This is a genomic window from Paenibacillus sp. BAC0078 (assembly GCF_054483875.1).
Genome location: NZ_JBTLRW010000018.1, coordinates 51,065 through 71,385, shown reverse-complemented (window position 1 = coordinate 71,385; position 20,321 = coordinate 51,065). Strand labels below are relative to the sequence as shown.

General features: G+C 34.1%; 18 protein-coding genes. All 18 read left to right on the top strand.

Annotation, left to right across the window (positions count from 1 at the left end; translation table 11 throughout):
- The first annotated feature begins 2 nt into the window (after nucleotides 1-2).
- The 18 genes from ACX1DY_RS25060 to ACX1DY_RS24975 all read left to right on the top strand — a co-directional run bounded on the left by ACX1DY_RS25060 (nucleotide 3) and on the right by ACX1DY_RS24975 (nucleotide 20,280).
- Nucleotides 3-1,010 (top strand): copper amine oxidase N-terminal domain-containing protein, encoded by a 1,008-nt coding sequence (locus ACX1DY_RS25060; protein WP_458966918.1) that lies wholly within the window; start codon nucleotides 3-5, stop codon nucleotides 1,008-1,010.
- An 81-nt stretch (nucleotides 1,011-1,091) separates the two neighbouring features.
- Nucleotides 1,092-1,730 carry a sugar transferase gene (locus ACX1DY_RS25055; RefSeq protein WP_458966917.1) on the top strand — a complete coding sequence of 213 codons (639 nt, stop codon included), beginning with the start codon at nucleotides 1,092-1,094 and terminating at the stop codon, nucleotides 1,728-1,730.
- On the top strand, nucleotides 1,727-2,581 hold the full coding sequence (locus tag ACX1DY_RS25050; RefSeq protein WP_458966916.1) for an NAD-dependent epimerase/dehydratase family protein: 855 nt from the start codon (nucleotides 1,727-1,729) through the stop codon (nucleotides 2,579-2,581). Before ACX1DY_RS25055 ends, ACX1DY_RS25050 begins: the two co-directional genes overlap by 4 nt.
- Nucleotides 2,578-3,723 (top strand): glycosyltransferase family 4 protein, encoded by a 1,146-nt coding sequence (locus tag ACX1DY_RS25045; RefSeq protein ID WP_458966970.1) that lies wholly within the window; start codon nucleotides 2,578-2,580, stop codon nucleotides 3,721-3,723. The genes ACX1DY_RS25050 and ACX1DY_RS25045 overlap by 4 nt, the downstream gene beginning before the upstream one ends.
- Nucleotides 3,720-5,054 (top strand): polysaccharide pyruvyl transferase family protein, encoded by a 1,335-nt coding sequence (locus ACX1DY_RS25040; protein ID WP_458966915.1) that lies wholly within the window; start codon nucleotides 3,720-3,722, stop codon nucleotides 5,052-5,054. Before ACX1DY_RS25045 ends, ACX1DY_RS25040 begins: the two co-directional genes overlap by 4 nt.
- A gap of 135 nt (nucleotides 5,055-5,189) precedes the next feature.
- The gene (locus tag ACX1DY_RS25035) at nucleotides 5,190-6,503 is read left to right on the top strand and encodes a glycosyltransferase (protein WP_458966914.1); all 1,314 of its coding nucleotides are present in this window, start codon (nucleotides 5,190-5,192) and stop codon (nucleotides 6,501-6,503) included.
- Nucleotides 6,504-6,715: 212 nt separating this feature from the next.
- On the top strand, nucleotides 6,716-7,918 hold the full coding sequence (locus tag ACX1DY_RS25030) for a glycosyltransferase (protein ID WP_458966913.1): 1,203 nt from the start codon (nucleotides 6,716-6,718) through the stop codon (nucleotides 7,916-7,918).
- Between the two features lie 16 nt (nucleotides 7,919-7,934).
- The gene (locus ACX1DY_RS25025) at nucleotides 7,935-9,005 is read left to right on the top strand and encodes an EpsG family protein (RefSeq protein WP_458966912.1); all 1,071 of its coding nucleotides are present in this window, start codon (nucleotides 7,935-7,937) and stop codon (nucleotides 9,003-9,005) included.
- Nucleotides 9,006-9,008: 3 nt separating this feature from the next.
- Nucleotides 9,009-10,169, top strand: coding sequence for a glycosyltransferase family protein (locus ACX1DY_RS25020; protein ID WP_458966911.1), 1,161 nt, complete (start codon nucleotides 9,009-9,011; stop codon nucleotides 10,167-10,169).
- A complete protein-coding gene (locus ACX1DY_RS25015) occupies nucleotides 10,150-10,683 on the top strand; it encodes an acyltransferase (RefSeq protein ID WP_458966910.1) in 534 nt (177 codons plus the stop codon). The genes ACX1DY_RS25020 and ACX1DY_RS25015 overlap by 20 nt, the downstream gene beginning before the upstream one ends.
- On the top strand, nucleotides 10,684-11,697 hold the full coding sequence (locus ACX1DY_RS25010) for a hypothetical protein (protein ID WP_458966909.1): 1,014 nt from the start codon (nucleotides 10,684-10,686) through the stop codon (nucleotides 11,695-11,697). It begins immediately after the preceding gene.
- Entirely contained in the window at nucleotides 11,694-13,226 is a 1,533-nt protein-coding gene (locus ACX1DY_RS25005) for an oligosaccharide flippase family protein (RefSeq protein WP_458966908.1), read from the top strand. Before ACX1DY_RS25010 ends, ACX1DY_RS25005 begins: the two co-directional genes overlap by 4 nt.
- Before the next feature lie 327 nt (nucleotides 13,227-13,553).
- Nucleotides 13,554-14,573 carry a polysaccharide biosynthesis protein gene (locus ACX1DY_RS25000; protein ID WP_458966907.1) on the top strand — a complete coding sequence of 340 codons (1,020 nt, stop codon included), beginning with the start codon at nucleotides 13,554-13,556 and terminating at the stop codon, nucleotides 14,571-14,573.
- A gap of 4 nt (nucleotides 14,574-14,577) precedes the next feature.
- Complete coding sequence (locus ACX1DY_RS24995; protein ID WP_458966906.1) at nucleotides 14,578-15,687, top strand: capsular polysaccharide biosynthesis protein CapF; 1,110 nt, start codon at nucleotides 14,578-14,580, stop codon at nucleotides 15,685-15,687.
- Between the two features lies 1 nt (nucleotide 15,688).
- On the top strand, nucleotides 15,689-16,813 hold the full coding sequence (gene wecB, locus ACX1DY_RS24990; RefSeq protein ID WP_458966905.1) for a non-hydrolyzing UDP-N-acetylglucosamine 2-epimerase: 1,125 nt from the start codon (nucleotides 15,689-15,691) through the stop codon (nucleotides 16,811-16,813).
- A 90-nt stretch (nucleotides 16,814-16,903) separates the two neighbouring features.
- Complete coding sequence (locus ACX1DY_RS24985) at nucleotides 16,904-17,548, top strand: YdcF family protein (protein ID WP_458966904.1); 645 nt, start codon at nucleotides 16,904-16,906, stop codon at nucleotides 17,546-17,548.
- A gap of 145 nt (nucleotides 17,549-17,693) precedes the next feature.
- Nucleotides 17,694-17,861 carry a hypothetical protein gene (locus tag ACX1DY_RS24980; protein ID WP_458966903.1) on the top strand — a complete coding sequence of 56 codons (168 nt, stop codon included), beginning with the start codon at nucleotides 17,694-17,696 and terminating at the stop codon, nucleotides 17,859-17,861.
- Nucleotides 17,862-18,114: 253 nt separating this feature from the next.
- Entirely contained in the window at nucleotides 18,115-20,280 is a 2,166-nt protein-coding gene (locus tag ACX1DY_RS24975) for an S-layer homology domain-containing protein (protein WP_458966902.1), read from the top strand.
- The last annotated feature ends 41 nt before the right edge of the window (nucleotides 20,281-20,321 follow it).

Below are 20,321 nucleotides of genomic sequence, written 5' to 3'. Positions count from 1 at the left end.
TGATGGCAAAGGTTAAATTTCCAGCCGCGGCATTGTTGCTATTGCTGCTAATAGGGGCCGCCCCATTAACAGCATCCGCACCATTATCTGCATCTGCAGCAGCAACCACAGATTCGATTAAAGTACAGAGTATGAATGTTAAGATGGTATTTGACGGTGTGAGTATGCAGCCTCCAGCCGGGCAACATGTGTTTATGTATAACAATATTACCTATGTGCCGCTTCGCTTCGTTTCCTACGCTTTACAGAAGAGTGTAAGCTGGGATGCTAAGAATGTAAAGGTTACAGTTACGGAGCCAAGCAGCTCAGAGCTAGTTGCCATTAAAGAGTATCTGATGAATGCCGGGAGCGCTAGTAATGCGACATCATCAGCAACCAAGGACATTGTTCTCAGCAAAGTGAAAGCAAGCTACGTGTTTAATGGTTCTGTAAAAGCAGTTCCTTCTGATCAAGGCAGCTATATCCTGGGTGGATCAGTGTATGTGCCTCTTCGGTTTCTTTCTGAATCTGTAGGCAATGTGATTACCTGGGACCAGAAGACCAAGACAATTACCGCAGCATCGAAAGCATATCAAGCTCAAGCAACTACAGTTCCTACTTCATCCAGTACTGCTGGTGGTACTAGTCCTTCCGCAACTTCAACCCCAGCCCCATCAAGTGGAGCGACAGCGGGTGGTGGGGCTGCTGGCGGCGGTGCACTTACTTACGAACAAATTACAAGTGATGCCGAAGCTAAGCTGAATGCTTTAAGAGATCAGAGCACTTCAACACTCATGGGGCTTGCGATGGAATACATTAGCGCCAAAGATGATGCCACTAAGGCTAGTCTCATAGCGAAGGGTAAACAGCAGTTAGCTTCATTTACAGCTAGCTTCAATAGTATAATCGCTGACACTGAACAAAAACTAAACAAAAATGGATATAGCACTGACATTATTGCTCAGTATAGAGCGACATTTGAAGCTGAGCTGAAAAAGGGTATGGCGTTGGCTGAGGGAATGGGGAAATAACAAATAATTAGACTCTATTGTGTATTTTATAGGCAATATACAATAGAGTCATTAATAGTACTTAAAGGATTAGGTGAGCTTATGAGGCCATATATAATTCTAAAACCAATCATTGATTTTTTATTGGCTCTAATCGGAATTCTCCTGTTATGGCCTTTTTTCTTGATTATTGCTCTTTCAATTAAGCTAACCTCAAAAGGACCAGTTTTGTTTCGTCAAAAGCGATTAGGTAAGAACAAACGGGAATTCTATATACTCAAATTTAGAACAATGCGCACGGATACACCAAGTGATGTGCCTACACATTTGTTGCAAGACCCTGATTTCTTTATCACAAAGGTAGGGAAATTTCTTAGGAAGACGAGTCTGGATGAACTTCCTCAGATTATAAATATTCTTAAGTGCGAAATGAGTATTATTGGTCCACGCCCCGCTCTATGGAACCAATATGATCTGATAGCTGAACGTGATAAGTACGGAGCGAATGATATTAAGCCTGGACTAACGGGGTGGGCGCAAATAAATGGAAGAGATGAAATTTCAATAGAGCTTAAGGCTAGTTTTGATGGACAATATGTTCAAAAGATGAGTTTTAGAGTTGACAGTTTATGCTTTTTTAGAACTATTATAAGTGCAACAAAAAGAGAGGGAGTTCTTGAAGGTGGAACTGGGGAATTAAAAAATAAAGACGTGGCCAATATGGAGACTTTTTCAGGATGAAAAAAATACTTGTTACAGGTTCAAATAGCTATATAGGTATATGTTTTGGGGAATGGTTGGAAAATTATGGCGATAATTACTTAATAGACACTTTAAGTGTAAAAGATCAATCATGGATAAATGAAGATTTTTCTAATTATGATGTAATACTCCATGTGGCCGGGATAGCACATATAAAAGAAAAGAAGAAAAATCATTCTTTATATTATAACGTTAATAGCGATTTAGTATATAAGATCGCTAAAAAAGCAAAATTTGAAGGTGTTAGGCAGTTTGTATTTTTAAGTTCAATGAGCGTCTATGGAAAGAATGCGGGAATAATAAATAAAGATACTATTCCTGCACCTAATAGTATTTATGGGAAATCTAAGTTTCAGGCGGAAAGACTAATAGTGCCATTAGCAGATAAGTTTTTTAAAGTAGCTATCCTTAGACCACCAATGGTATATGGAAACGGATGCAAAGGGAATTACCCTAAATTAGTTAGTTTAGCGAATAAACTCCCACTATTCCCATTTATAAACAATAAAAGAAGTATGATATATGTAGATCATTTATCAGAATTTATAAGGTTGATAATTAATAATTGTGACGGTGGATTCTTTTATCCGCAAAATAAAGAGTATGTTTGTACATCTGAAATGATTAAATTCCTTCTTGAAGCACACGAAAAGAAAATCAGGATGACTAAGATATTTAATCGCATTATTAGGTTGTTGAAGATGGATACTTTTGTTAAGTTATTTGGTGATTTGACCTATGATAAAGAAATGTCAGAGTATAGGGGAGAGTATTGTATCTATAATTTTAAAGAAACAGTATATCTTACTGAAGGGAGGCGTTCAAAATAAAAAAAGTTTTATTTGTTGCAACAGTAGTAAAAATGCATATTATGGTCTTTCACATTCCCTACTTGGAATGGTTTAAGAAAAATGGATATGAAGTACATGTTTGCGCAAGAAATGATTATGATAATGAATTGGAGTGTGCCATTCCTTATTGTGATAAATATTTTGATGTTTCATTTGAACGTACCCCATTTAAGTTGAATAATTTGCGAATATTTAAACAGATAAAACAAATAGTTAATGAAAATGAATATGAAATAATTCATTGTCATACTCCAATGGGAGGATTCTTAACAAGGTTAGCCTCTCGAAATATTCGGAAAAAGGGTACAAAAGTAATTTATACTGCACATGGGTTTCACTTTTTTAAAGGTGCCCCACTTATGAATTGGATAATTTATTATCCAATTGAGAGATGGATGGCAAGATATACTGACATACTAATTACCATTAATGAAGAAGATTATAATGCAGCTCAAAAATTTAAATCTAGTAAAGTAATATACATTCCAGGTGTCGGAGTGGATGTTACTGAATTTACTGATTTAAACGCTGCTAGAGGAAAAAAGAGAGAAGAATTAGGTATTAAGGATGATATTGTAACAATATTATCGGTTGGAGAGCTAAGTAAAAGAAAAAATCATGAGGTAATAATTAAGGCTTTGGCTATGCTGAATAATCCTAGAGTACTCTATCTTATATGTGGGCAAGGTTACTTAGATAGTTATTTGAAAAAACAAGTCGAAGAACTAAAATTAAATGTTAGATTTCTGGGATTCAGAAGAGACATTTCAGAAATATGCATTGCGTCAGATATATTTGCCTTTCCTTCATATCAAGAAGGATTACCTGTAGCTTTAATGGAAGCTATGGCTTCTGGTTTACCTGCTATTTGTTCAGATGTAAGAGGAAACAATGACTTAATAAAAGTTGATAGAGGTGGGATTTTGGTTAAGCCAAATGATGCTGTGGGCTTTACTGAGGGGATAAGGACATTAATTGATCAAACAGAACTTCGAAAGATGATGGGGGCTCGAAATATTCTTGAGGTTCAGAAATATGGTAAAGAAAGTGTTTTGGAAAAAATGGGAATTATTTATAAAAGCGTTTTGAAAAATAAAGACAGTGAGAGGCCGAACACATGAAAAAAATTCTAATTACACCTGGAATTACAGATCTCAATCGTGGAGATCAAGCATTGATATGGCTAATAAAAAATCTAGTAGAAGAAGCCGGCATAGACTCTCATTACAAATTACTACAAAGTGGAAATAACGATGCGGATATATATAATCAATCTAAGCAAAGTGTGGAAATGGGATTTGATGTTATGAAACCAATTCTTTTACATCCTGCAAGAGGAAAAGAAAAAAAAACAATAAGTTATACGAAATTTACTAAATTATCTTGGGGTACAACTGCAGTTATAGATATATTTAAAAGTGCATTATTATTATCCAATTTATCTTTTCTTGTGAAGTTGGGAACGAATTTATTGGATAAAAGTCAGAGGGGCACATACGAGGAATTCAAGAAAATGGACTTGATGATAGTCAAGGGAGGTGGGTTTTTACATACATACAAAAGGATTACAGATTTGTACTATTTATATTACAGTCTTTATAATCTAATGTTAGCAAAAAGACTTGGAAAAAAAATTATTATTATGCCAAATTCTTATGGGCCTTTTATGGGAAAGATAGAGAAGAAAATCGTGCGAAGAGTTCTTCGTAATTGTAAATTAATATATGCTAGAGAATCAATTTCTGAAAAATACCTCACTGATATTATTGATAATGAAGTAGCCACGTCGGTTGATTTAGGCTTCTATATTAAAGACTATAAAGATTACCAGATTCGTAAAGTAATTGAGTTTGATTTTCCCGAAAAAAAAATAGCTATAACAATGAGGCCTTATAGATTTCCAGAAAGTGAGAACGGTAAAGAAAAGTATAAAAATTATATAGAAGAAATGACTAAGGTCGTAAAAGAATTGATTTACAAAAATTACCATCCTATTTTTGTTGCTCATACCTTAGGGCCAAGCACTCATGAAGATGATAGGATTGCTATTGAAGAAGTAATAAAGTTACTTGAAAGTAATGGGATTGAAAATAATACCTACTCATATATAAATGAAAGTGAAATGAATTGTTTTGATATAACAGAACTATATTCACAAATGGATTATATTATAGGAACTAGATTTCATTCTGTTATATTTGCTATGACCTCTTTAATACCAGCTATAGCAGTTTCATATTCTGGTCATAAAACATTTGGTATTATGTCTGATATGGGCTTAAGTGATTACACAGTTGATATTGGGAATATTAAAGCTGAGGATGTTTTGAGGAAGTTAAATCAACTTTTTAAAAATGAATCTGAAGTCAAAGATAAAATTAAAAAATATCTTGAAATTAGTCAAAAAGACAAGAGGAATCTAATTGAAAAACTAAGAACTAATTTGAAATAAGTTTTTACAATTATTTAGGTATATAATATATATCATCTGCTAAAGTGAAGTTCCTTAAATAATAAATATATCAAAAGCCAAATTGAGAAATGCAAGGTTGAATAATATTGTCTATTAATAACAGGAAGTGAAAAAATGACTTCGAAGATTTTAGTTATAACAAGGAATGCATGGAATAATGGAAACAGTACTGGAAATACTGCTACTAATTTATTTTCTAATTGGGATAGAGAAAATCTGGCCAATCTATTTTGTAGAGCAGAACTGCCTGATAATGAAGTGTGCGATAAGTATTTCAGAATAACAGAAAGTGAATTAATTGGAAGTACTTTAAAAAATAGAGAGATTGGAATTGTAGCTAATTATGAAAGTTTAACTAAAACTACAAGTGAAAAAAATGTTGAAATAGCTGAAAGAGAAAAAAGAATTTATAATTTTTTTAGAAATAATAGATTTCACATTTTGTTATGGGCTAGAGAGATTTTGTGGGCTATGGGGAAATGGGAAAACAAGAAATTAAAAGAGTTTTTATTAGAATTTAACCCCCAGATTATATATATGCCTATACATGATTGTTTTTACATGCACAATATATTACGTTATGTAAAAAAAGTAACTAATGCCAAAGTAGTACTTTTTACTGGGGACGATATGTACTCACTAAAACAATTTTCAGTTTCTATCTTATATTGGATAAACAGATTTATTCTCAGAAGAAAAATAAGAAGTAGTATTAAAATGGCTGATATTTGTTATTGTATGAGTGATATCCAAATTTCTGAGTTTAAGAATGAGTTTGGTGGAGAATTCAAAATATTAAGAAAAGGTATTACTCAAGCCGAAGGAAGACCAAGATATTCTCAACATGATGACGTCATCAACTTTGTTTACACTGGAAATATAACCAATGGAAGATGGAAGACTCTTGCTGCAATAGGAAGAGGAATTCATGCGTTAAATAATGAGAAAGTAAAAGCTAGATTATATATATATACTACAAATAGTTTAACAAATAAAATGAAGAGAAAACTAAACTTCAATGATGAAGTGATTTTTATGGGTTCAGTTTTACCTAGTAAGATAAGAGGTATTCAGCAAAAAGCAGATGTTGTGGTTCATGTTGAATCATTTGAACTTAAATATAAATTACAGACGAGGCTTTCTTTTTCGACTAAATTAGTTGATTATTTCCAAAATGGGAAGTGCATATTGGCGGTGGGATGGGAAAGAGCAAATTCAATTGACTATCTAGTCAAAAACGATGCGGCAATAGTTGCAACTAATAAGGAAGAAATTATAAATAAGCTAAAAGAAATAATCAATAATCCTGCTATTATAACTGAGTACTCTGAAAAATCATGGGAATGCGGAGTGGGAAATCATCAAATTGATGAAATTCAACATAGCTTATATAATGACTTGAATTATTTAGTAGATTGTCGCGATTAAATAATGAGTAGTTGCTTAAAAAAGTAACCTTTGTTTTACTAACTTCGTCCCGTTATCACCTACATTATCGTTCAAAATTTTTGTTTGTATCTCTGAATCTTTTTTTATTCACTTCGGGACACTTGTTGAATTGATTGAGTTATACAGCATTAATTAATTATAGTCTTAATATGAAACTCAGTCTTTTCTAAGTAAGAGTTAAGGAGGTTATTATGAAAGTACTACAAATTAATGCAGTAAGTGTGATTAAGAGTACAGGACGCATCTGCTCAGAAATTTCAGATTACTTAAATGATACTAATGAAGAGGGTTATATTGGTTATTCGTATGGTTTGCCTTATAAGAATAGTTTTAAAGTTGGTACATCTTTAGAAATTAAAATGCATGCACTTTATTCGAGGTTTTTTGGATTGCAGGCGTATTATTCGAAAAAAGGAACAAAAAAGCTCTTGGATTTTATTAGCGATCTTAAGCCAGATGTAGTACATCTACATAATCTTCATGCTAATTATATTAACTTAAGAATGTTACTTCACTTTCTTGCAAAAGAGGATATCCCGACAGTTTTAACTTTACATGATTGTTGGTTTTATACAGGAAAATGCACACATTATACTGTTTCAAATTGCAATAGATGGGAAACTGGCTGTGGAAACTGTCCTAGACTAAAAAAAGATAATCCAAGTTGGTTTTTTGATCGAACAAAAAAAATGCATAAAGATAAAAGAGAATGGTTTAGTATGATTCCTCGATTAGGGGTTGTAGGTGTATCTGATTGGATAACGTTCGAAGCTAGTAAATCTTTTTTATCATCAGCACAATTCGTTAAAAGAATTTATAACTGGATAAATACTGATGAATTCAAACCGGTTAATACAGATAGGATAAAGCATGAACTAGGTTTAGATAATAAATTTATTATTTTAGGTGTTGCTAGTGGTTGGAGTAATAATAAAGGGATTGAAAAATTTGTGGAATTAGCAAGCATGATAGAAGAAGATACGGCTATTGTATTGGTAGGAAAGTTAAATGAAAAGACTTCTCTACCCAAAAATATTATTCATAAAGATGAAACGCATAATATAAATGAGCTTGTTGAATATTATTCTATAGCAGATGTATTTGTGAATCTTTCATTAGAAGAGTCTTTTGGAAAAGTAACAGCTGAAGCTCTCGCTTGTGGTACCCCTATCGTTGTAATGAACTCTACAGCAAATCCAGAACTGGTTGGAAACGGTTGTGGTTATGTTATTGAAAATAATGACATGGAATGTATATTAGATACGATTCATAAAGTGAAAAAGAATGGGAAAATCAAATATGCGAGTAATTGTATAGAATATGCGAAAATGAATTTTGATAAGAATGCTAGGATTGCAGATTATTTATCAGTATATAAAGAATTAATAAAGTAAAAAACAGGAGAAGTATATGATCATTTATTTAATGAATATATTTGCAATGACCTTATGTGGAGCTATTTTGCTATGGTACAAGCCGACAGAATTGAACAAAAAATTTTTTTGTATTGTTGTTTCACTACAGTGGATTTTATTATCAGGCCTTAGGCATATTAGCATTGGGACGGACACATTTGCTTACAAAATATATAGTTTTGATATTACAAAAAATCAATCATGGGATTACCTTAAAAATAATTTTGTGGATATTATTTTTAATGGAGCAAGCGGGAAAGACCCAGGTTATCACTTATTAGAAAAATTAATACAGATATTTAGTGTCGATTATCAGGTTTTCCTCTTTTTTATAGCTCTCGTATTTACAATTCCTATGGGGATTTGGATATACAAGAATTCTGTTGAACCATACATGAGTTTTTTGATTTATTCTTGTATGTTTTCTTCCTTCTTTGCAATTACAGGACTTAGACAAACTGTTGCAACTGCTATCGTTGTTTTTATAGGATATAAATTTATTAGGGAAAGAAAACTTTGGATATTTCTTATACTTGTTTTAATAGCATTCACGGTACATAAATCTGCACTCTCTTTTCTCCCTTTTTATTTCATTGCAAACAAAAAAATCACCAAAAAATATCTATTAACTATATCAATTTCAATTATTTTTATAAGTACTTTTAGAAATCAAGTTATGATTACGATAGGTAACTTAATGGGGTATCAACAATATGTTAATCAATTTGAAGGTGCTGGCACATGGACTTTTTCGATTTTATTATTACTTTTAGCATTAATCACAATTTGGAAATACAAGATACTAATATCTAATAATTCCAAAACAACAAATTATATCAATGCTTTATTAATGGCCTTTGTTTTTGTACCATTAACTTTTGTCGATCCCTCCGCAATGCGTGTTGTACAGTATTATTCGATCTTTATAATATTATTATTACCTGAAATATTAAAGATATTTCCAGTTCGCGAGAGAGTTGTTTTTTATCATATAATAACAATATTGTTAGTTTTTTTGTTTGTAAAAAACAATCCCCAGTATATATTCTTCTGGCAAGGATGGTGAAAAATGAGTAACAATAAACTTAAATATATTGGGTTTTATGATATACCAAACGGTAAAAGTAGGCGCTTATCAAATTTAGCTGCAGTAGATAAAATGAATTATATAGCATCCGCCTTAGTAAAGGCAGGATATGAAATTGAAATAGTATCACCTTCTTGGTTAGGAGACGAAACAGAGAAAATCTTTGAAAAACAAAAAACTGAAAAGATAGATAGTAATATTAAAGTTACATTTTGCCCTTCATGGAAAACAACTAATAAGTTAACTAGAAATATAAAGGTGATTTTTTCTTTAGTTTGGTTGTTTTTTTATTTAATTTTTAATGTTGAGCGTAACGGGAAAATACTGGTGTATCATGCTCAATGGATATCGCTACCTGTGAGATTAGCTAAAAATGTAAAAAAACTTAAAATAATTCTTGAAGTTGAAGAAATATACCAAGATGTAATGATAGTTCATCCTCTTTTTACTAAGTGGGAAAATAAACTAATTAAGAGTGCTAATGCCTACATTTTCTCTAATGAATTATTGGGAAATAGAATAACGAATAAAAGGCCTTATGTAACTATATATGGAAAATACAATATTTACGAACAACTGACAAATCCCAGTAACGATGGGAAAATACATTTATTATATGCTGGAATAATTGATAGTCACAAGAAAGGGGCCTTTAATGCAATAGAAGCTACAAGATTTTTGCCAGCTAACTATCAACTTCATATACTTGGTTTTGGAGAGATTGAGAAGATGTGTAATCTTATCGAGCTATATAATGAAACAAATGAATGTAAAATATCATATGATGGAATTTTAAGTGGTAGGGAGTACGTTGAATATTGTCAAGCTTGCCACATTGGTTTGAGTACACAGTCTATGACGGGGAAATATCTGGAGACATCTTTCCCAAGTAAGATCTTATCCTATTTATCAATGGGATTAAGAGTAGTTTCATGTCATATTGAATGCGTCTCAAAAAGCAAGGTTGGAAACCTAGTTGCTTATTATTATCATGACACACCAGAAGCAATTGCAGATTCTATAAAGTCTATAGATCTAATTGAACCTTATGATAGTAAGAAACAGATCACCTCACTTGACGAGGAATTTATAATTAACATTAGGAACTTATTGGAGGATCAAGATGTGGTTAATAATAGATAAAATAAAAGAAAAATTCCTCAGAAATTATAGAAAGAAAGTTTTTTTAGCAAGGATTTCGTGTAGAAATGCGTTGGATTGTAGAGTGTTAGGTAAAGTTACTGTTTTATCAAATAATATAAAAATTGGAAATAATGTAACCATTTATCCCGATGTGTTGTTTTGGGGGGATGGTGAAATTGTTATAGGAAATAATGTCGATATTGGAAAGGATACCGTTATCTTTTCACATAATAAAGTGAGTATAGGAGATAATACTTCAATAGCGGCTCAATGTTTTATAATTGATAGTAATCATGGTTTTGAGAGGAATAAATTAATACGAGAACAGCCATTAAATAGCAAAGAAATTATTATTGGAGAAGATGTCTGGATAGCGTCAGGATGCAAAATTATTAAAGGAGCGGAAATTAAAGACGGCTCTGTTATAGGAGCGATGAGTCTTGTTAACAGTTTAATTGATGAAAATACGATTGCTGTAGGCGTCCCAGCTAAAGTTATAAAGAGGAGAATTTAAATGGAGCAATATAAAATTGATATTCCGGTTTTATTAATATTTTTCACAAGACATGTGCAATTTTCAAAGGTATTTGAAGAAATTAGAATTGCGAAACCAAGTAAATTATATTTATATCAAGATGGTCCACGTGATAACCGACCTGACGATATTGAGGGAATAAGAATCTGTAGGGACATTGCTGAGAATATCGACTGGAATTGTGAAGTTCATAAATATTATCAAGAAAAAAATATGGGATGTGATCCGTCAGAATTTATTGCACAAAAGTGGATGTTTGAAACAGAGGAAGTTGGAATAATTTTGGAGGATGATGATGTTCCGTCACAAAGTTTTTTTCATTTTTGCAAGGAACTTCTCGAAAAATATAAATATGATGAAAGAATACATATGATTTGCGGTATGAATAATACAGTAGTTTCTAAACACATCGAGTCAAGTTACTTATTTACAAAAAAAGGTTCTATTTGGGGGTGGGCTTCTTGGAAACGTGTAATTGATTTGTGGGATGAAAATTATACTTGGTTAGATGATCCTAATAAAATTAATAAACTAAAAAATGCATTTGATAATAAAAATGAGTATAAAAAATTTATTAGTACTGCGAAAAAACATAAAGTAAGTTCAAGGGCACATTATGAATCTATAAATGCTGCTTCATTATTTTTTCACAATCAATTAAATATTGTCCCTCAATATAATATGATCACAAATATTGGTATTGCAGAAGAAACAACGCATTCAGTGAGCGATATAAGATTACTCCCCAGAAGAATTAGAAGACTACTTTTTATGAAAAGATATGAAATTGAGTTTCCTTTAAAACACCCAGAATATATTATACAGGACAAAAAGTTTGAAAAAGAAATGACTATAACACAGATACAGTCATACATTAACAAAGTGGAAGGGACTCTCTTAAAAATACGTTATAGAGATTTAAATGGAATTAAAAAAGCATTTAAAAGGATTTTTTGGAACCAGATGAGAAATAAGGGGAAGGTCATAAAATGAACGATAATACTCATCAATTAAAACTTGGTGCAGTAATATCATATATTACTATAGCATTTAATATATTAACTGGTTTGATATATACTCCATGGCTAATCAGTTTAATAGGACAGGATCATTATGGTATATATACTCTAGTAACTTCATTAATCAGTTTATTTATAATTGATTTTGGAATTGGAGTAGCTGTAGCGAAATTTATTTCGAATTATAACACTGAGAAAGACCAACAAAGTATAAATAATTTGATGGGGATTGTTTATAAATTATACTTAATTATTGATGTAATTATTTTAACAACATTGATAGTCATATATTTTTTTATTGATAATATTTATACAGGTTTAACTCCAGGGGAACTAAGTGTATTTAAAGTAGTTTATATTATTGCTGCAACATTTAGTGTGATATCGTTTCCCTTTACTACATTAAATGGAATTCTCACTGCTTATGAAAAGTTTATCTATCTGAAATCTTGTGATTTAATTAATAAAGTTATTACTGTGACATTTACAATTATTGCATTATTACTGGGCTATGGATTATATGCCTTAGTTCTAGTTAATGCTATTTCTGGGCTTGCTACCATAGCAATTAAATATATTATTATAAGAAAGAAAACACCAATTAATAGTAACATTAAATTCAAAAGCAAGACTATATTAAAGGATATTTTTAGCTTTTCAATATGGTCAACTATTATAACAATAGCAGAAAAATTGATTTTTAATATCACGCCTTCTATATTAGGGGCAGTTTCAAATTCTATTAACATAGCTATATTTGGTATAGCAAATACTTTAGAAGGCTTTGTTTTTACATTCGCTAATGCTATAAATGGTATGTTTTTGCCAACTGTATCAAGAATGATTAATAAAGAGAATTCCGAAGAGAATATTTTACGATTAATGATAAAGTTAGGGAGAATACAACTTATTATAATTGGAATTCTTATTATTGGTTTTATTTCAGTAGGTAGAGAATTTATAGTTTTGTGGATGGGGGAAGGTTATATAACATCATATTACTGTACTTTATTTCTAATAATACCAAGCTTTATATCTTTGACCCAAGAAATCGCCAACACAACAGTAATTGCTTTAAATAAGGTAAAAGAAAAATCATATGTATATATTAGCTCCTCGGTATTAAACATTTTGCTTTCATTGATATTGTCTAAATACTTGGGGGTTTTGGGAGCATCAATAGCAATATGCATTTCATATCTTGTTCGTTATGCTGTAATGAATATAATATACTACAAGTCATTGGAAATTGATGTAATTAGATTTTTTAAAGAGTGTCATCTAAAAATGTCATTACCTCTTTTATTATCATTATTTATAAGTTTGGGAGTGCATTATTCGATCAACTCAGTGACTTGGTTTACTTTTTTAGTGAAAATAAATTTAGTACTTATTTCTTATGCACTTATAATGTGGTTTATGGCTTTTAATAGATTTGAAAAGGATTTAATATTAGGAACTATTAAAACTCTATCTAGGAAAACTAATATATTTAAAAGGTAGTTCGAAATGTTTGTTGGATAACTTATCAATTTGCTTCTCATAACACTCCACTCATTTAATATAATCTATTTCTATATTGTTCTGCGGTTCTATAATTTTAAAAGGATGGCGAGGCGATTGCCTTAGTTGACTCCTAGCAACAACAAATACTTGGATTATTATGAGAAATACTTGATCACCATGGGGGAATTGACCTGTCTATTTTATGTTTTTCATATGTTATTTGATTATTTTTCAGATCAAAACTTAATGAAATCTTATCAACTTCAAAACCGAGAAAATAGTATATATGATCTTTGATGATAAATATGCCATTAGGGGGATAATATGTTTAAAAATAAAACATTATTAATAACTGGAGGAACAGGATCTTTTGGCAATGCGGTTATGAGAAGGTTCTTAGAGACTGATATAAAAGAAATACGTATCTTCTCAAGAGATGAAAAGAAACAAGATGATATGAGAAAGGCCTACAAGAATGACAAGCTAAAATTTTACATTGGTGACGTACGTGATTTAGCTAGTTTTAAAAACGCCATTTATGGAGTTGACTATATCTTTCATGCTGCTGCTCTTAAACAGGTACCTTCTTGCGAATTCTTCCCAATGGAAGCAGTTAAAACGAATGTTATAGGTACAGATAATGTTCTTACTGCTGCTATTGAAGGTGGAGTGAAAAAAGTAATATGTTTATCTACTGATAAAGCCGCTTATCCAATAAATGCAATGGGAATATCTAAAGCTATGATGGAAAAGGTTTTTGTGGCGAAGTCGAAAATTGTGGATCCAAACAGGACATTGATATGCGGTACTAGATATGGAAATGTCATGGCATCCAGAGGATCTGTAATACCGTTATTTGTTGAACAGATAAAAAAAGGTCAGCCTATAACTGTTACTGATCCTAATATGACTAGATTTTTAATGAGCCTTGAAGAAGCCGTAGAACTTGTAGTATTTGCTTTTCAAAATGCTGAAGCTGGAGATATCATGGTTCAAAAATCCCCAGCATCAACGGTTGGTGTATTAGCTCAAGCTATAAAAGAAGTGTTTGAAGTTGATAACCCAATAAAAGTAATTGGTACACGACATGGTGAGAAACTCTATGAAACATTGCTAACTAGAGAAGAGACTGTAGTAGCTCATGACATGGGGAATTTTTATAGAGTTCCTGCAGACAAAAGAGATTTAAACTATGATAAATATTTTATAGAAGGTGATAAAAAACTATCAGTGGAAGAGGAGTACAACTCACATAACACAAATAGGCTTAATGTAGAACAAGTAAAAAGGAAGTTATTGGAATTGGAGTATATTGTTAATGAATTAAAGGATTGGAGGTATTAAAAGAATGAAGATCCTTATAACTGGCTCAAAGGGGTTTATTGGTAGAAACTTAGTTGCTGAGCTTAAAAACCAAGGATATTACGATATATTTGAATATGAAAAGGAAACAGGGAAAGAGTTGTTGGAAAAGTATACGAGTGAATGCGATTTTGTATTTCATCTTGCTGGCGTTAATAGGATTGAAAATGATAATGAGTATATGGAAGGGAATTACGGATTTACTTCAGAGCTTTTAGAGAAACTCAAAAGTAATAATAATAAAAGCCCAGTGGTCATAACTTCCTCTATACAAGCGATTTTAGACAATCCATATGGTAAAAGTAAAAAGGCAGGAGAAGATCTGCTTTTTAATTATAGTAAAGAAACAGGGGTTCCTTCATATATCTATAGGCTCACTAACGTATTTGGAAAGTGGAGCAGACCTAACTATAATACTGTGGTTGCAACGTATTGCTACAATGTAGCTAGAAATTTAGAGATAATAATTAATGATCCAAATGCGGATCTGAATCTTTGTTATATTGATGATTTATTAGAAGAATTCATGAAAGCATTAAAAGGGCGACCTACAAGAACAGGTGAGTATTGCAAAGTACCAGTAACTCATCATATAAAGTTAGGTGAACTAGCAGAACAAATTAAAAAATTTAAAAGTTCTCGAAAGAATTTAAGCATTAGTAATATGAATAATAGTTTGACAAAAAAATTATACAGTACATATTTGAGTTTTTTACCTGAAGATGAGTTTTCATATGATCTTAAAATGAATGTGGATGATAGAGGATCATTCACTGAATTTATTAAAACGCCAGATAGAGGACAAGTATCAGTGAATATTTCAAAACCTGGTATTACTAAAGGTAATCACTGGCATCATACAAAAAATGAAAAGTTCTTAGTTGTAAGTGGTCATGGAATTATTAGTTTCAGAAAAATAGATGAAGATGAGGTAATAGAATACAGAGTGAGCGGAGAAAAATTGCAAGTTTTGGATATACCAACCGGATATACTCATTCCATTTCAAATATTGGAAAAACAGATCTCGTAACGATTATGTGGGCGAACGAATTTTTTGATCCTGAGAAACCGGATACTTACTATTTGGAGGTTTGACATGGTTAAACTTAAAGTTATGACAGTTGTTGGAACTCGACCGGAAATCATCAGGTTATCGGCTGTGATAAACAAATTGGATAATTCTGAGGCGATTGATCATATACTTGTTCACACTGGTCAAAATTACGATTATGAATTAAATGAAGTCTTTTTTAATGATTTTAATTTAAGAAAACCAGACTTCTTCCTAAATGCTGCTACTGAAAAAGTTATGGAAACAATAGGAAACATATTTATTAAAATTGATCCTGTTATGGAAGAAATTAAGCCTGACGCTCTTTTGGTACTTGGAGATACTAACAGTTGCCTTTGTGCCATAGTTGCCAAAAGAAAGCATATACCGATATTTCACATGGAAGCAGGAAATAGATGTTTTGATCAGAGCGTTCCAGAGGAAACTAATAGAAAAATTGTAGATCATACAGCGGATATAAATCTAACTTATAGTGATATAGCAAGGGAGTATTTACTAAAAGAAGGGCTACCTGCTGACAGAATTATCAAAACAGGAAGCCCAATGTTTGAGGTTATTAATTCAAGAAAGGACGATATTGAAAAATCTAATATACTATATAGATTAGATTTAGAGGAACAAAGATATTTTGTTATTTCGGCACATAGAGAGGAAAACATAAGTTCGCAAATTAATTTTATGAATTTAGTGAAAAGTTTAAATGCTGTGGCTGATGAATACAAAATCCCTTTAATAGTAAGCACTCATCCTAGAACCAGAAATATGATTAAAGCAAAAAAAGTAGAGTTTAATCCACTAATAAAACTTATGAAGCCTCTTGGTTTTAATGATTATGTTAAACTTCAAATTAAAGCAAAAGCAGTTCTCAGCGATAGTGGAACCATTAACGAAGAATCCTCAATCCTTGGTTTTAGAGCACTTAATTTACGGACAGCTCATGAAAGACCGGAAGCAATGGAAGAAGCATCAGTTATGATGGTTGGTTTACAGAGTGAGAGAATACTGCAAGGATTAGCTGTACTTGAAACTCAAGATAAAAATACCCTTAGACATGTAGATGACTATAGTGTGCATAATGTATCTGATAAGGTACTTAGAATTATATTATCCTATACTGATTATGTTAACAAAGTAGTTTGGGGAAAATGAAAAAGACATTATTAAATGCTAACAAATTTTAAAAAATAACTATTGATTGTATTTATAGCCTTGCATTCTACGAGAGGTAATTTATTTTTAATGAAAAATAATCTTACTATAAATTATCCTTCAATTCGAAAAATAAGAATGATACCTTTATACGTTATTACTTTATTCCTTCTTGTTATTTTCTTTATAGCAGGCCATTTCCTTCCCGTATTCCAGTCCCCCCAACAAGCCGACGTAATCATCGTCCTCAGCGGTGGAGCGGGAAGGGTTGAGAAGGGAGTAGAGTTATATAAGGAAGGTTATGCCCCTTATATTCTTCTCTCTAACGCGAAGGAATCAACCAGCGCCACAGGCGACATGCTCCAAACTGCCCTTGCTCTTGGCATCCCCAAGGATGCCATCCTGACCGAAAATGCTGCGCTAAGCACCTACCAGAACGCCGAGCTGACGCTTCCGATCATGAAGCAGCACGGCTTTACTTCTGCTATTGTGGTTTCTTCTGAATTTCATATGCGGCGGGTTAAGTTGCTGTTTGATCATGTCTATAAGAAATCAGGCATTGAGCTGACGTATATCGGTGCAGATTCAGGCTACAACGCTAAGTATTGGTGGAGTGACCGCTACAGCCGGGAAACAACGTTCAACGAGTATACTAAAATGATTGGCAACTTTTTCGGTTATAACGGCCCCGAAGCCAAAGATGCCCTGGATCAAATTAAGCGCTGGTTTCGCTGAAGCCAAGCTAATGTGAAACAATATCGTTTATTCTTCCTAATCTATTCAATTATTTTCCTCCAACTTACACAAACCGACATACAAAATAGGCATCCCGGTCTATAATTAGGGACAAATCTATTTTGTGATGTAGGAGAGAAGTCCCTTGCCAAACTATTATTTTAAGGAAGTGTGGACACCTTTGCGGTGGATACATATCTGGTTCTATCGGGATGATCAGGATCGGCTGTGGGTGAAGGTGGGAGCGAAGCGGCGGAGGCTGGTGGGTAAGCAGGGAATTGAAGCGGAAAGAGAGACGGAAACGGATGCCTAATGGTCGTGTCAGATTGTAGAGAAACCCAGGTCATTTAGAGGACTTGGGTTTCTCTACGTTTTTATATCATAACGGTGGTGCTCGGTGTCGTTGATTCTATTCCGGGAACTATTACCTTTTACATTGATGATGTATAATTATTCCTGAAAGTCTAGCAGGCTGTGCTCTTATACTTGGGAGTAGGGAAAGCGGCGGCGAGGAATGTTTAATATTTTTCTGGGGGCGATTGATAGTGCGGGGAAGAGGGTTTAAGATGCTGGCAGTGTGGCTGATGCTGCTGAGTTTGCTGTTTGGGGGAGTTGCTAACGCGGCTACAGTGGTGCAGCAGACCTCATCTTATGTATTTGTGGATGTTAAGACAACCTATTGGGCCAATGAAGCCATTCAGAGCATGGCGAATCAGGGGATTATTACTGGTAATCCAGACGGCTCTTTTAAGCCGGAAGCGGCGATTACGCGTGAACAGCTTGCTAAGCTGATTACACTTACTTTTGGACTGGATCTGGTATCGGACGGAACGCAGACCTTCTCGGATGTGAATCCATCCTCCTGGGCTTACAAATATGTGGAGACCGCCAAGGAATACCTTACGGGGTATTTTCCTGTGAAGGGGAAACCTTTTTTTGATCCGCAGGCGAATGCTACCCGTGAAGATGTTGCGGTAGCGCTGGTGCGCGCGATGGGGCTGGACACTGAAAATGTGGATGCCGACAGTGTGCTGGGCTATAAATTCAGTGATTATGAGGATGTTACACCACAGCTTGCTAATGAAGTGGCTGTAGCGGTGGACAAGAAGTTGATCCAGGGATTTCCGGATGGCACCTTCAGACCGAATAGCGCGATTAATCGTGCTTCTGTCGCTACGCTTTTGTACCGGGTGTTGAAATCGTCGTATACCACAGCTACACAGGATGTGAAGCTGGACGTACAGGTTCCGCAGCAGGTATCTGACAAAACGGTTAAGGTTACGGGTAAAGTGAACGCAGATGCGAAGGTCTATATCAATGATGAAGAAGTAGAGAATACGGATGGAACTTTTGCGGAGGCCTATGATCTGGATGGGGGAGAGAAGGTCTACGAATTTGTGTTCAAGGCCGTTCTGCCGAATGGACGCTCCAAGACAGTCAAAAAGCAGGTAACTTATCAGACTTCAGGACCCAAGCTGACGGTGCAGGCTCCGGAAACGGCGAATCAGCTTACGGTTAAGATCACCGGGAAGGTTACGGACAGTGGCGATAACAATCCGGAGGTTACGATCAATGACGAGTCGGCCTATATTTCTTACAATGGGGAGTTCAGCGAAGAACTGACCTTGAAGGAAGGCCTGAATAAAATTGTGGTAACTGCAGTCAATAAATATGATAAGAAGGCGGTAGTAGAAAAGCAGATTATGGTTAGCTTGGGCGGTCCTGTGCTGACGCTGGATCCGATTCCCGACACGAGCAGCAGCAAGACCGTAACGTTTAGCGGAAAAGCTACCGACAAAAACGACAGCTACCCGAAAATCTATATGAATGATGAGTTGGTGAGCAGCTTTGGTTCCTTCAATAAAACAGTAACCCTTAAGGAAGGCGATAATGTATTCACCTTCAAGGCAACGAACAGCCTGGGTAAAACCTCGGCCGTGATCACCAAAACGATTAACTTCAGTGTAGGCGGGCCTGTGCTGACGCTGGATCTGATCCCGGAAACGAGCAGCAGCAAGAGCGTGACCCTAAGCGGAACAGCTACCGATAAGAATGACAGCTATCCGAAAATCTATATGAATGATGAATTGGTAAGCAGCTATGGTTCCTTCAATAAAACGGTAACTCTTAAGGAAGGCGCCAATGTGTTCACCTTCAAGGCAACGAATAACCTGGGCAAAAGCTCGGCAGTGATCACCAAGACCATAACCTTCAATGTGGGCGGCCCGGTGCTGACGCTGGATCTGATCCCGGAGACGAGCAGCAGCAAGAGCGTGACCCTAAGCGGAACAGCTACCGATAAGAACGACAGCTATCCGAAGATCTATATGAACGACGAACTGGTGGGCAGCTATGGTTCTTTCAATAAAACGGTAACCCTTAAGGAAGGCGCCAATGTCTTTACCTTCAAGGCGACCAACAGTTTAGGCAAAAGCTCAGAGGTCATTACGAAGACGATTACCTTTACCGTGGGTGGACCGGAGCTGATGCTGGACTACATCCCGGAAACTACAACCAGTAAGCAGATCACGCTTAGCGGTAATGTCAAGGATGCAAACGACAGCTATCCGAAGATCTATCTGAACGATGAGCTCGTGGGCAGCTTTGGCAGCTTCAGTAAATCGGTCACACTGAAAGAAGGCAGCAATACCTTTGTATTCAAAGTCACCAACAGCTTCGGTAAGGTGACTACGATTGAAAAGACGGTAGTTTACACACCTGCACCTATATAAGTTAAACTAAAGAAAATATAAAAAGGGCAGAAGTGACGGAG